General features: G+C 75.3%; 1 protein-coding gene. It reads left to right on the plus strand.

All coding sequences use genetic code 11. From position 1 onward, the window contains the following. Positions 1-396 (plus strand): acyl carrier protein (locus tag TR48_RS43935; protein WP_161789966.1); only part of this gene is annotated, 396 nt, incomplete at both ends.

The raw sequence follows: 396 nt of genomic DNA on the forward strand, positions 1-396 counted from the left end.
TGCCTGGGCCGAGGCGGGCCTGGCGACCGAGGAGCTGGTCGCTGACCGCCTGCGCCGCGACGGCGTGGTCGGCATGACCCCGACACTCGCCATCACAGCGATGCAGCAGGCCCTGGACCACGGCGACGTCGCCCTGACGATCGCCGATGTCGCCTGGGACCGAGTGGCGGCGGAGACCGCTGCCGTCCGTCCGAGCCGTCTCTTCGACGAGATCCCCGAGGCCCACGCCGTCATGACGGCCGCGCTCGCGCCGGCCGCCGTGCCGGGCGAGTCCTCGCTGAACGGGCGGCTGGCAGCCCTGTCGCCCGCGGAGCAGGGTCGCGCGTTGCTGGACCTGGTGCGCGCCCAGGTGGCCGCCGTGCTGGGCTATTCCGACGCGGCCGCCGTGGAGGCAGG

Source organism: Streptacidiphilus neutrinimicus (assembly GCF_000787815.1).
GTDB lineage: Bacteria > Actinomycetota > Actinomycetes > Streptomycetales > Streptomycetaceae > Streptacidiphilus > Streptacidiphilus neutrinimicus.